Raw genomic sequence first — 12,660 nt, 5'->3', positions numbered from 1 at the left:
CAGACGGGCGGCAAGGCGCTAGACTGCCAGCAAAAAGCCAGTAGCACGCGATATCCGGCATGCCCGCAGTCACCCAATTCATCAACCCCGAACAGCTCTGCGTGGGTCTCTACATCCACCTCGACCTGAGCTGGTGGGAACACGACTTCGCCTTCAGCAACTTCAAGATCAAGGACGAGGGCCAGATTGCGGCCCTGCGCGCCCTCGGTCTCAAGCAGTTGCGCTACGAGCCGTCGCGCAGCGACTGCCCGCCGCTGCCGCTGCAGGAGGAGGCACCACCGATCGAGCCCGAGGCGCCGCCGCCCAGCCCCGAGGAGCAGGCGCGCCAGGCCCGCGCCGCCAAACTCGGTGCCCTGCGCAAGCGCCTGGCCGAAGTGGACCGCACCTTCGTCCAGGCCAGCCAGCGGGTGAAGAGCCTCAACCAGACCCTGCGCAGCCAGCCGGAAGAAGCCGTCAAGCAGGCCGGCGAAGTGGTGCGCGAGCTGGTCGAGGCCCTGCTCGGCGAGGACGGCGCGGCGCTGCACGGCATCAACGGCAAGGCCGCCGACGACGCCTACGTGCATTCGCTCAACGTCACCGTGCTGTCCGTGATGCTCGGCCGCCAGCTCGGCTTCGATTCCGAGGCCTGCCACAGCCTGGGCCTGGGCGCCCTGCTGCACGACATCGGCAAGCTGGAGATACCGAGCAAGGTGCTGCTCAAGGCCGAACCGCTGACCCGCCCGGAGCAGCAACTGCTGCAGCTGCACTGCGAGTTCGGCGTGCGCCGCGGCCACGAGCTGATGCTCGACGACGAGGTGCTGCGGATCATCCAGGAGCACCACGAATTCTGCGACGGCAGCGGCTACCCCAAGGGCCTGCGCGAGGCATCCATCGGCCGCCTGAGCCGGGTGGTGAGCCTGGTCAACGCCTTCGACAACCTGTGCAACCCGCTCGACCCGCGCGCCGCCCTGAGCCCGCACGAGGCCCTGGCGCTGCTGTTCAAGCAGCAGCGCGAACGCTTCGACGAGGTGGCGCTGAAGGCCTTTATCCGCTGCATGGGGGTGTACCCGCCGGGCAGCCTGGTGCAGCTGGAGGACGAGCGCTACGCGCTGGTGCTGGCCATGCACCCGAGCCTGCCGCTGCGGCCCACACTGATCCTCCATGAGCCGAGCATCCCCAAGGCCGAGGCGCTGATCGTCGATCTGGAACAGGAGCCCGAGCTGGCCATCGCCCGCAGCCTGCGCCCGGCGCAGCTGCCACCCGAAGCGCTGGAGTACCTCGATCCGCGCCAGCAGCTGAGCTATTACGTCGACCCGCGCCAGCGCGGAAAATAGCCCGCCACCACGAGCAGACCGGCCCATGTCCAATCCGCGCTTCTCCGATCTCGAGGAAATCCCGCCCAGGGCCTTCAGCCCCGTCGCCGTCGCGCTGCAGCTGTCGCCCTGGCTGCTGGTCGGCCTCGGCGCCTGGGGCGGCCTGCCGCTGTGGATCTGCCTGCTCTGCGGCCTGCTGCTGAGCTTCGGCCTGCTGCCCGCCCTGGCCACCGCCACCCACTGGCGCGCGCTGATGCGGCCGCACCCGGTCGCACCACAGGTGCCGGACTGGCTGGCGCCGCTGCTGGCCGAGCTGGAACAGCAGTGCGCGCGGCTACAGGCGCTGCAGCATCAGCTGCAGCGGGAGCGCCAAGCCCTGCTCGACAGCGCCGAGCAGCACTGGCGGGGGCAGGCCGCCCATCTGCGGCAGCACGCCGACCAGGCCCAGGCCCTGCTGGCCGAGATGCCCGCGCCGGACCCAGCCGCTGCGGCGCAGGCCGATGCCGCGCTAGCCAGCCTGCTCACCCGCCAGCGCCAGGACTGCGAGCGGGCCGGCGCGCTGGCCGAGAACCTGCGCGGCATCGCCGGGCAGGCGGCGAGCATAGTGCGCGCCACCGACGATATGGACGGCATCGCCAAGCAGACCAATCTGCTGGCGCTGAACGCCGCCATCGAGGCGGCGCGCGCCGGCGACAGCGGCCGCGGTTTCGCCGTGGTGGCCGACGAGGTGCGCGCCCTGTCCAACCGCTCCACCGACTTCTCCCTGGCCATTCGCGGCACGCTCGACGAGATGCTCGCGGCCCTGCGCCAGGCCGACGTCCAGGCCGGACAACTGGCCCAGGCGGACGGGCAGGAGGTGACGGCGGAACAGCAGCAGGTCGCCGCGCGGCTGACGTCATTGAGCGACGACCAAGCCCAGGCACTGGATACCACCGCCCGGCTGGGAGAATTGCTGCAGGGCCTGGCCGGCACGCTCGTCCCACCGCCCGACGCGACGGACGCCGCCCTGGCCGAACTGCAGCGCCAGGAGCAGGCCCTCGCCGAATTGGCCGCGCGCCTGCGCCGGCACGCCGAGGAAGACGCGGGCTCGTAGCCTCGCGGAATGGGTGGGGCCGGGATTCAGTCGGCGATCAGCCAATCCAGACGGAAGCTGCCCTGGCTCTGCGCCAGCTTGCCGGCCAGCCAGGGCAGCAGCTGCTTCAGCTCGTCCTCCAGGCCCCAGGGCGCGTTGGCGATGGCCAGGCCGGAGCCGGCCAGGCGCGTGGCGTCATCCGGAGAATGCACGAACAGTTCGGCGCGCAGCAGCTTGGGCGCGCTGGATTTCGCCAGGCCCTGATAGAAGCGCTTGAGCTGGCGCTCGTCCTTGATCGGGTACCAGACGGCCACCACGGTCTGACGCATGCGGCCGATGGCCTCGTCCAGCGCGGCGACGCAGCGCTCCAGCTCGTCGGCCTTCTCGAACGGCGGGTCGATCAGCAGCAGGGCGCGCTTCTCCGCCACCGGCAGCAGCGCGCGCGGCACGTGCCAGCCCTCGCCCAGGTGCACGGCCACGCGGCGGTCGCCCTTCATGTTGTCCTTGAGCAGCTGGCCGTCTTCCGGGTGCTTCTCGTTGAGCAGCACGCGGTCCTGCTCGCGGCTCAGCCGGCGCGCCAGCTCGGGCGAGCCGGGGTAGTAGCGCAGTGCGCCGTCCGGGTTGAGCGCGCGCAGCACGCCGAAGTAGTCGGCGGCCAGCGGCGGCAGGTCCGGGGCGTCCCACAGCCGGGCGATGCCTTCCAGCCACTCGCCGGTGCGACTGGCCTGGTCGCCCTGCAGGTCGTAGAGGCCGACGCCGGCATGGCTGTCGAGGCAGGCGAAGGGCGCCTCCTTGCGCGCCAGCAGGGCGATGATGCGACTGATGACGAGGTGCTTGAGCACGTCGGCGTGGTTGCCGGCATGGAAGGCGTGACGGTAGTTCATGGGCGGGGCTCCTGGCAGGGGCGCGATTCTAGCACTCCCGCCCTCACCCCAGCCCTCGGCTTTGGCTTCCTGCGCCGCCCTACCTCCTGCATCCATGCAGTCGTCTCCCGAGGGGAGAGGGCGTTAACGGAGCAGACCTCAAACACAACGCCTGATCGCCACACCGAACAGCCCCCCCTCCCCCCGAGAGAGGGCTGGGGTGAGGGAACAGGTTGTGCGCCTTCATCACGCCCATGGATGTTGCTGTTCGGCCTTCATTCACCGCACTAGACTGCGGCCATCCCACAGGAGGCATAGCAATGACCGAGTCCCTGCTCAGTTCGCGCAACCTGGCCTTCGAGCTGTACGAAGTGCTCGATGCCGAAGCCCTGACCCAGCGCGAGCGCTTCGCCGAGCACAACCGCGAGACCTTCGACGCCGCCATCGCCACCGCGCGCGGCATCGCCGAGGAGCTGTTCGCCCCGCACAACCGCAAGAACGACGAGCACGAGCCGCAGTACGTGGACGGCGCCGCCGTGCTGATCCCCGAGGTGGCGCCTGCGCTGCGCGCCTTCCACGAGGCCGGCTTCCTCAACGCCACCCGCGACTTCGAGCAGGGCGGCATGCAGCTGCCCAACCTGCTGTCGCAGGCCTGTTTCGCCCACTTCCAGGCGGCCAACGTCGCCACCAGCTCCTATTCGATGCTGACCATGGGCGTGGCCAACCTGATCGAGGCCTTCGGCAGCGAAGAGCAGAAGACCCGCTACCTGCAGCCGATCATCGACGGCCGCTTCTTCGGCACCATGTGCCTGACCGAGCCGCACGCCGGCTCCTCGTTGTCGGACATCCGCAGCAAGGCCGAGCCGCACGCCGACGGCAGCTACCGGATCAAGGGCAACAAGATCTTCATCTCCGGCGGCGACCAGCCGATCTCCGAGAACATCCTGCACATGGTGCTGGCCAAGCTGCCGGACGCGCCGCCCGGGGTGAAGGGCATCAGCCTGTTCATCGTGCCGAAATACCATGTGAACGACGACGGCAGCCTGGGCGCGCGCAACGACGTGACCCTGGCCGGGCTGTTCCACAAGATGGGCTGGCGCGGCACCACCTCCACCGCGCTGAACTTCGGCGACAATGGCGAGTGCGTCGGCTATCTGGTGGGCAAGCCGCACCAGGGCCTGGCCTACATGTTCCAGATGATGAACGAGGCGCGCATCGGCGTCGGCATGGGCGCGATCATGCTCGGCTACGCCGGCTACCTGTACTCGCTGGACTACGCGCGCAACCGCCCGCAGGGGCGCCAGCCGGACGGCAAGGACCCGAGCAGCCCGCAGATCGCCATCGTCGAGCACGCCGACGTGCGCCGCATGCTGCTGACCCAGAAGGCCTACGTCGAGGGCGCCTTCGACCTCGGCCTGTATGCCGCACGCCTGTTCGACGACACCCAGACCCTGGCCAGCGCCGAGGAGCGCGCCCAGGCCCTGCAGCTGCTCGACCTGCTCACCCCCATCGTCAAGTCCTGGCCCTCGGAGTTCTGCCTCAAGGCCAACGAGCTGGCCATCCAGATCCTCGGCGGCCACGGTTACACCCGCGAGTACCCGGTGGAGCAGTACTACCGCGACAACCGCCTCAACCCGATCCACGAGGGCACCCACGGCATCCAGTCGCTCGACCTGCTCGGGCGCAAGGTGTCGATGAACGGCGGCGCCGCGCTCAAACAGCTGATGGCGCTGATCCAGGGCACTTGCCAGCGCGCCGCGCAGCACGGCTCGCTCGACGCCCTGCGCCAGCCGCTGGAGCAACTGGCCAGGCGCCTCGGCCAGGTGACCCTGGCCCTGCTGGGCGACCTGATGGCTGGCCAAGTCAACCGGGGCCTGGCCAACTCGGCGCTGTACCTCAAGGTGTTCGGCCACGCGGTGATCGGCTGGCGCTGGCTGGAGCAGGCGATCCGCGCCGAAGAAGGGCTGGCGCGCGGTAGCAGCGCCGACGCCGACTTCTATAAGGGCAAGCTGCAGGCCGCGCGCTACTTCCTGACCTGGGAGGTGCCGGGCTGCCAGCACGAGCTGAACATTCTCGAGGCGCGCGACGACACCTGCCTGGAGATGCGCGACGCCTGGTTCTGAGACGCTGTGCGCCGAGTGCCCCCAGGCTCCGCGAGCCATGATGCTCCCCCCTCCCGTATGCGGGAGAGGGGCCGGGGGAGAGGGCTCGTATTCCGCGCGCACGCCTCTCCCCCTCTCCCTAACCCTCTCCCCGAGGGGAGAGGGAATGGCGAGTGCGCCACCAGGCCCTCTCCATGAGCCCCGGCAGCGCGTAACAAGCATCTGATTCGCCGAGGAAAAACGCCCCGCGTCCAGGGGGCGTTTTTCTTTGACAGGGCGACGAAGGCAATGGTTAGAATCCGGCATGCCCCCTGCATAGCAGAGCCATTCCCACGCCCGGAGTAATGCCTTGGACGCCAGCGCCATCAACAGCCTGTTTCTGATCGGTGCGCTGCTGGTGGGCATGAGCATCCTGGTCAGCGCCTTCGGCTCGCGCTTCGGCATCCCCATCCTGGTGATCTTCCTCGCCGTCGGCATGCTGGCCGGCGTCGACGGCCCCGGCGGTATCGTCTTCAACGACTACTCGATGGCCTACCTGGTGGGCAACCTGGCGCTGGCCATCATCCTCCTCGACGGCGGCATGCGCACTCGGGTGGCGAGCTTTCGCGTGGCGCTGTGGCCCTCGCTGTCGCTGGCCACCGTCGGCGTGCTGGTCACCGCCGGGCTGACCGGCGTGGCGGCCGCCTGGCTGTTCGAGCTGCACTGGCTGGAGGGCCTGCTGATCGGCGCCATCGTCGGCTCCACCGACGCCGCCGCGGTGTTTTCCCTGCTCGGCGGGCGCGGTCTCAACGAGCGGGTCGGCGCCACCCTGGAGATCGAGTCGGGCAGCAACGACCCGATGGCGGTGTTCCTCACCGTCACCCTGATCGACATGCTCGCCAAGGGCCAGGCCGGCTTCAGCTGGACCTTCGCAATGCAGCTGCTGGAGCAGTTCGGCATCGGCGGCCTGTTCGGCCTGGGCGGCGGCTGGCTGCTGCTGCAGCTGGTCAACCGCATGAGCCTGGCCGGCGGTCTGTATCCGCTGCTGGTGGTCAGCGGCGGCCTGATCATCTTCGCCATCACCAACGCCGTGGGCGGTAGCGGCATCCTGGCCATCTACCTGTGCGGCCTGCTGCTGGGCAACCGGCCGATCCGCTCGCGCCACGGCATCCTGCACATGCTCGACGGCCTCACCTGGCTGGCGCAGATCGGCATGTTCCTGGTCCTCGGCCTGCTGGTCACCCCGCGCGAGCTGCTGCCGGTCGCCCTGCCGGCGCTGGGCCTGGCGCTGTGGATGATCCTGCTGGCCCGGCCGCTGTCGGTGTTCCTCGGCCTGCTGCCGTTCCGCGCTTTTCACGACAGGGAAAAGGCCTTTATCGCCTGGGTCGGCCTGCGCGGCGCGGTGCCCATCATTCTCGCCGTGTTTCCGCTGATGGCCGGCCTGCCCCATGCCCAACTGTTCTTCAACGTGGCCTTCTTCATCGTGCTGGTGTCGCTGCTGCTGCAGGGCACCAGCCTGCCCTGGGCGGCCAAGCTGCTGAAGGTCACGGTGCCGCCGAACCCGGCGCCGATCTCGCGCGCCGGCCTGGAGATCCACCCGACCAGCCAGTGGGAACTGTTCATCTACCGCCTCGGCGCCGAGAAATGGTGCATCGGCGCGCCACTGCGCGACCTGAAGATGCCCGAAGGCACCCGGGTCGCCGCGCTGTTCCGCGGCGCCGAGCTGCTGCACCCCTCCGGCAGCACCCGCCTGGAGGCCGCCGACATCCTCTGCGTGGTCGGCCACGAACACGACCTGCCGGCCCTCGGCAAGCTGTTCAGCCAGGCCCCGCAGCGTGGCCTCGACCTGCGCTTCTTCGGCGACTTCGTGCTGGAGGGCGACGCCCAGCTCGGCGCGGTGGCGACCCTCTACGGCCTCAAGCTCGGCGAGGAGAACGGCGGCCAGCCGCTGGGCCGCTTCATCGCCCACGAGATCGGCGGCGAGCCGGTGGTCGGCGACCAGGTGGAATGGAACGGCCTGACCTGGACTGTGGCGCAGATGGAAGGGAACAAGGTGCGCAAGGTCGGCGTCAGATTCCCCGAGGGCCAGGCCAAGCCCGGCCTGTTTCTCTGAGACCATCTCGGCCCCGCCCGATATCGGTGAAGCACACGGCAGCAACGGCCGCCGGCCTGACATATCATTAGCCGCATTCTTTGCCACGAGCCGCCTGTCGCGACCATGCCCTCCCTGCGCCCCCTTCTCTTCGCCCTGCTGCTTGGCTGCAGCCTGACCGCCCCCGCCTTCGCCGCCGAGCCGCCCTCGCCGCAGAGCGTGCAGCAGAGCCTGGACGGGCTCGCCGAGCGCAAACTGCCGGAGGCCGAGCACAATGCGCTGAAGGCACGGCTCGAACAGACCCTGGCCTTCCTCGCCGCGCGCGACGACGACCGGCAGAAGCTGGAGGCACTCAAGCGCCAGCTGCGCGAGGCGCCGAGCGTGATCGCCAGCAACCAGCGCGAACTGAGCCGCCTCAAGGCCAGTGCGCAGCCCGAGCTTGGCAAGCGCTACGCCCAGCTCAGCGTGCCGCAGCTGGAGCAGGAGCTCGCCACCCGCACCGCGCAACTCGGCACCTGGCAGCAGGAGCTGGCCGAGGCCGGCAGCCTGCTAGTCACCGCACAGACCCGCCCCGAGCGGGCGCAGACGCAGATCAGCGCCAACCAGAGCCGCAGCCTGCAGATCGGCAGCCTGCTCAAGGCCGGCAAGGAATCGGGCAAGCCGCTTTCCAGCGAGCGCCGCCAGCTGCTGAACGCCGAGCTGGCGGCACTGGAGGCACAGACCGAGCTGCGCCGCCAGGAGCTGGCCGGCAACAGCCTGCTGCAGGACCTCGGCAACGCTCGCCACGACCTGTTGCAGGAGCGCATCCGCCGCCTCGAACGGGAGACCCTGGACCTGCAGGCGCTGATCAGCGAGAAGCGTCGCGAGAGCTCCGAGCAGACGGTGGCCGAGATCTCCCGCGAGGCCGAGAAGGCCACACCGGACAGCCTGGTGGCCAAGGAGAGCGCGGCCAACCTGAAGATTTCCGACTACCTGCTGCGCGCCACCGAGCGCCTCAACCAGCTCACCCGGCAGAACCTGGAGACCAAGCAGAAACTCGATAGCGTCGGCCAGGCCAGCCAGGCCCTGGACGAACAGATCGACGTGCTGCGCGGCAGCCTGCTGCTGGCACGCATCCTCTACCAGCAGCGCGAGGCGCTGCCGCGCCCGCAGATGGATGGCAATCTGGCCGACGAGATCGCCGACATCCGTCTCTATCAATTCGAGCTGAACCAGCAGCGCGACAAGCTGGGCAACCCGCAGGCCTACGTCGACGCCCTGCTCGCCAAACAACCCGCCGAGCAGCAGACCCAGGAGCTGCGCAACACCCTGCTGGAACTGGCCATCACCCGCAACCAGCTGCTCGATCGCCTGAGCCGCGAACTCAATTCCCTGCTCGGCGAGTCCATCACCCTGCAGCTGAACCAGAAACAGCTGCAGGAGGTGGTCGGCAGCCTGCGCGCCACCCTCGACGAACAGATGTTCTGGATTCCCAGCAACAAGCCGCTGGACCTGACCTGGCTGGCGCAGGCGCCGCAGAAACTCGAACGCCAGCTGGCGGCCATGCCCTGGGGCTCCGGCGTGCGCGAACTGGGCGCCGGCCTGCTCGACCGTCCCTGGCTGTTCATTCCCCTGCTGCTGCTGACCGGCATCCTGCTGTGGCGCCGTGGCTGGCTGTTCCTCAAGCTGCAGCAGCTGCACGACGATATCGGCCACTACAAGCGCGACAGCCAGCTGCATACCCCGCTGGCCCTGCTGGTCAACGTGTTGCTGGCCCTGCCGGTCACCCTGCTGCTGGCCCTCGCCGGCCTGGCCCTGCTGCTTGACGCCCGCGGACAGAACGCCACGCTGGGCCGCGCCCTGCTGGAAATGGCCCAGGCCTGGCTGGTGTTCTACACCCTGTACCGCATCCTCGCCCCCGGCGGTGTCGCCGAACTGCATTTCCGCTGGAAGCGCCCGCAGGTCAGTTTCCTGCGCATCCAGGTACGCCGCCTCGGCCTGGTGGTGCTGGCGCTGGTGGCGGTGGTCACGGTGGCCGAACACCAGCCTGCCCTGCTGGCCGAGGATATTCTCGGCATCTTCGTGGTGCTCAGCGGGTTCGCCCTGATGGCCTGGCTGATGGGCCGCCTGCTGCTGTCCGGACCGATGCGCGAGAACGGCTCGCCGTTCCGCCTGCTGCTCGGCCTGAGCTTCACCGTCCTGCCCGTCGGCCTGTTTCTCGCGGTGTGCTTCGGCTACTACTACACCGCGCTGAAGCTCACCGACCGCCTGATCGACACCCTCTTCCTGCTGATCCTCTGGCTGCTGCTGGAGGCCGCCCTGGAGCGCGGCCTGGCCGTCGCCGCGCGGCGCCTGGCCTACGCCCGCGCCCTGGCCAAGCGCCAGACACAACCCAAGGAAGGCCCGGAGGGCGAGGCCCCGGTCGAGGAGCCGGCCCTGGACATCGAGCAGGTCAACCAGCAATCCCTGCGCCTGATGCGCCTGGCCCTGCTGGGCATCTTCATCGCCTGCCTGTACTGGGTCTGGGCCGACCTGATCGGCGTGTTCACCTACCTGGACAACATCACCCTCTACGAATACAGCAGCGGTAGCGGCGACGCCGTCACCCTGGTGCCGATCAGCCTGCTCGACCTGCTCGGCAGCCTGATCATCCTCGGCATCACCATCGCCCTGGCCAGCAACCTGCCGGGCCTGCTCGAGGTGCTGGTGCTGTCGCGCCTGAAGCTGGCCCAGGGCAGCGCCTACGCCACCACCACCCTGCTGTCCTACGCCATCAGCGGCATCGGCTTCGTCGCCACCCTCGGCGCCCTCGGGGTCAGCTGGGACAAACTGCAATGGCTGGTGGCCGCGCTCTCGGTGGGCCTCGGCTTCGGCCTGCAGGAGATCTTCGCCAACTTCATCTCCGGCCTGATCATCCTGTTCGAGCGCCCGGCGCGCATCGGCGACGTGGTGACCATCGGCAACCTGTCCGGCACGGTCAGCCGCATCCGCATCCGCGCCACCACCATTACCGACTTCGACCGCAAGGAAATCATCGTCCCCAACAAGACCTTCATCACCGACCAGCTGGTCAACTGGTCGCTGACCGACACCGTCACCCGTGTCACCCTGAGGATCGGCGTCGGCTACGGCTCCGACCTCGAACTGGTGCGCAAGCTGCTGCTGCAGGCCGCCCGCGAGAACCCGCGGGTGCTGCGCGAGCCGGAGCCGCTGGTGTACTTCCTGTCCTTCGGCGAGAGCACCCTGGACCATGAGCTGCGCATCCACGTGCGCGACCTCGGCGACCGCAACCCGGCGACCGACGAGATCAACCGCTTCGTCGACCGCGAGTTCCGCAAACACGGCATCGAGATCGCCTTCCGCCAGCTCGATGTCTATGTGAAGAACCTGCAGGGCGAGGAGTACCATCTGACTCCCAGCAAGCCCCTGCCGCCCACCGAGGCCTGAGGCGCGACTGGACGCTGCGCGACAAGCCCGAGCACAATACTCGGGCTTGTACGCTGGAGCCCGCCGTTGAAAGCCCTCGCCGACCTCGTCTTCGACAACCGCTTCGCCCGCCTGGGCGACGCCTTCTCCACCCCCGTGCTGCCCGAGCCGCTGGAGCAGCCGCGCCTGGTGGTGGCGAGCGCTCAGGCCATGGCCCTGCTCGACCTCGACCCGGCCGAGGCCGACACCGAGCTGTTCGCCGAGATCTTCGCCGGGCACAAGCTGTGGTCGGACGCCGAGCCGCGCGCCATGGTCTATTCCGGGCACCAGTTCGGCGTCTACAACCCGCGCCTGGGCGACGGCCGCGGTCTGTTGCTGGGCGAGGTGGTCAACGACGCCGGCGAACACTGGGACCTGCACCTCAAGGGCGCCGGCCAGACCCCCTACTCGCGCATGGGCGACGGCCGCGCGGTGCTGCGCTCGTCGATCCGCGAGTTCCTCGCCAGCGAATACCTGCACGCCCTCGGCATCCCCACCACGCGGGCGCTGTGCGTCACCGGCTCGATGACCCCGGTGTGGCGTGAACGCCAGGAGAGCGGCGCCATGCTGCTGCGCCTGGCGCCCAGCCATGTGCGCTTCGGCCACTTCGAGTACTTCTACTACACCAATCAGCACGAGCAGCTGAAGGTGCTCGGCGAGCATGTGCTGAGCTGCCACTTCGCCGACTGCCTGAGCGCGGAAAATCCCTGGGCGGCCATGTTCCGCGCGGTGGTCGAACGCAACGCGGCGCTGATCGCCCGGTGGCAGGCCTATGGCTTCTGCCACGGGGTGATGAACAGCGACAACATGTCGATCCTCGGCATCACCTTCGACTATGGCCCCTACGCCTTCCTCGACGACTTCGACGCCAAGCACATCTGCAACCACTCCGACGACAGCGGCCGCTACAGCTTCAGCAACCAGGTGCCCATCGCCCACTGGAACCTGGCCGCCCTGGCCCAGGCGCTGACGCCTTTCGTCGAAGTGGAGCAGCTGCGCGAAACCCTGGCCCTGTTCCTGCCGCTGTACCAGGCCCATCACCTCGCTCTGATGCGTCGCCGCCTGGGCTTCACCCAGGCGCAGGAAGGTGACGGCGAACTGGTCGAGCGCCTGCTGCAGCTGATGCAGGGCGGCGCGGTGGACTACTCGCTGTTCTTCCGCCGCCTCGGCGAGCGGGCCCCGGCCGAGGCGCTGCGGCAGCTGCGCGAGGATTTCGTCGACCTGGCCGGCTTCGACCAGTGGGCCCAGGACTACGCCGCGCGCACGGCGCAGGAAGGCGCCGATCAGACTGCGCGGCGCGCGCGCATGCATGCGGTCAACCCGCTTTATGTGCTGCGCAACTACCTGGCGCAGAACGCCATCACCGCCGCCGAACAGGGCGACTACGGCCCGGTGCGCGAACTGCACGCCGTGCTCTCGCGCCCCTTCGAGGAACAGCCCGGCATGCAGACCTACACCGAGCGCCCGCCGGAATGGGGCAAGCATCTGGAGATCAGCTGCTCGTCCTGAGCAGACCGGGCACGGCCTGAGGCTGACGCCTCCCTCTCCCACCAGGAGAGGGCCGGGGTGAGAGCCGTAGCCCCGATGCAATCCGGCGCCCCCTGCGCCACTTTCTGCGCACCCGCCACCGCCCACCACCGCGCAGGCCTAGTCCGATGCGGCCCCGCCCCTCTGCGCAAGCCCCTGCGCAGCACTGCGCCAGTTGTTGCGCAACCTTTCGTGACGCCCTGCACACGGGCGTTTCCCAGACATTTCAGAGTGGCCGGCAAGCCGCGCCATTGCTGGCCCCCCGCCCCCTGGCACGGCCCTTGTAACG

Annotated in this window: 7 protein-coding genes; 6 read left to right on the top strand and 1 reads right to left on the bottom strand. The window is 69.0% G+C overall.

All coding sequences use genetic code 11. The features are described 5' to 3' along the window. Positions 1–59 precede the first annotated feature (59 nt). Positions 60–1,313 (top strand): HD domain-containing phosphohydrolase, encoded by a 1,254-nt coding sequence (locus AAFN46_RS00035; protein WP_347806634.1) that lies wholly within the window; start codon positions 60–62, stop codon positions 1,311–1,313. Between the two features lie 25 nt (positions 1,314–1,338). Next, the gene (locus AAFN46_RS00030; RefSeq protein WP_347806633.1) at positions 1,339–2,385 is read left to right on the top strand and encodes a methyl-accepting chemotaxis protein; all 1,047 of its coding nucleotides are present in this window, start codon (positions 1,339–1,341) and stop codon (positions 2,383–2,385) included. A gap of 26 nt (positions 2,386–2,411) precedes the next feature. Here AAFN46_RS00030 and rlmJ read toward each other — a convergent pair whose 3' ends face one another. After that, positions 2,412–3,248, bottom strand: a complete 837-nt coding sequence (rlmJ, locus tag AAFN46_RS00025; RefSeq protein ID WP_347806632.1) for a 23S rRNA (adenine(2030)-N(6))-methyltransferase RlmJ — start codon at positions 3,246–3,248, stop codon at positions 2,412–2,414. Positions 3,249–3,547: 299 nt separating this feature from the next. Between rlmJ and AAFN46_RS00020 the strand changes: the two genes are divergently transcribed. From AAFN46_RS00020 to selO, 4 genes are all read left to right on the top strand, one after another. Further along, positions 3,548–5,350: an acyl-CoA dehydrogenase gene (locus AAFN46_RS00020; RefSeq protein ID WP_347806631.1), complete on the top strand. Its 1,803-nt coding sequence runs from the start codon at positions 3,548–3,550 to the stop codon at positions 5,348–5,350. 328 nt (positions 5,351–5,678) lie between these two features. Continuing rightward, entirely contained in the window at positions 5,679–7,421 is a 1,743-nt protein-coding gene (locus AAFN46_RS00015; protein WP_347806630.1) for a potassium/proton antiporter, read from the top strand. Positions 7,422–7,526: 105 nt separating this feature from the next. After that, positions 7,527–10,826: a mechanosensitive channel MscK gene (gene mscK, locus AAFN46_RS00010; protein WP_347806629.1), complete on the top strand. Its 3,300-nt coding sequence runs from the start codon at positions 7,527–7,529 to the stop codon at positions 10,824–10,826. 66 nt (positions 10,827–10,892) lie between these two features. Then, positions 10,893–12,353 (top strand): protein adenylyltransferase SelO, encoded by a 1,461-nt coding sequence (selO, locus tag AAFN46_RS00005; RefSeq protein ID WP_347806628.1) that lies wholly within the window; start codon positions 10,893–10,895, stop codon positions 12,351–12,353. Positions 12,354–12,660 lie beyond the last annotated feature (307 nt).

This window comes from Pseudomonas sp. CAU 1711 (assembly GCF_039888625.1).
In the GTDB taxonomy this organism is placed as follows: Bacteria; Pseudomonadota; Gammaproteobacteria; order Pseudomonadales; family Pseudomonadaceae; genus Aquipseudomonas.
This window is presented reverse-complemented; position numbering and strand designations above follow the sequence as displayed.

What these genes read in the sequence shown, in the direction of transcription:
- AAFN46_RS00035 (WP_347806634.1), top strand. Translation starts at nt 60, where the DNA reads ATGCCCGCAGTCACCCAATTCATCAACCCCGAACAGCTCTGCGTGGGT.
- AAFN46_RS00030 (WP_347806633.1), top strand. Translation starts at nt 1,339, where the DNA reads ATGTCCAATCCGCGCTTCTCCGATCTCGAGGAAATCCCGCCCAGGGCC.
- rlmJ (WP_347806632.1), bottom strand. Translation starts at nt 3,248, where the DNA reads ATGAACTACCGTCACGCCTTCCATGCCGGCAACCACGCCGACGTGCTC.
- AAFN46_RS00020 (WP_347806631.1), top strand. Translation starts at nt 3,548, where the DNA reads ATGACCGAGTCCCTGCTCAGTTCGCGCAACCTGGCCTTCGAGCTGTAC.
- mscK (WP_347806629.1), top strand. Translation starts at nt 7,527, where the DNA reads ATGCCCTCCCTGCGCCCCCTTCTCTTCGCCCTGCTGCTTGGCTGCAGC.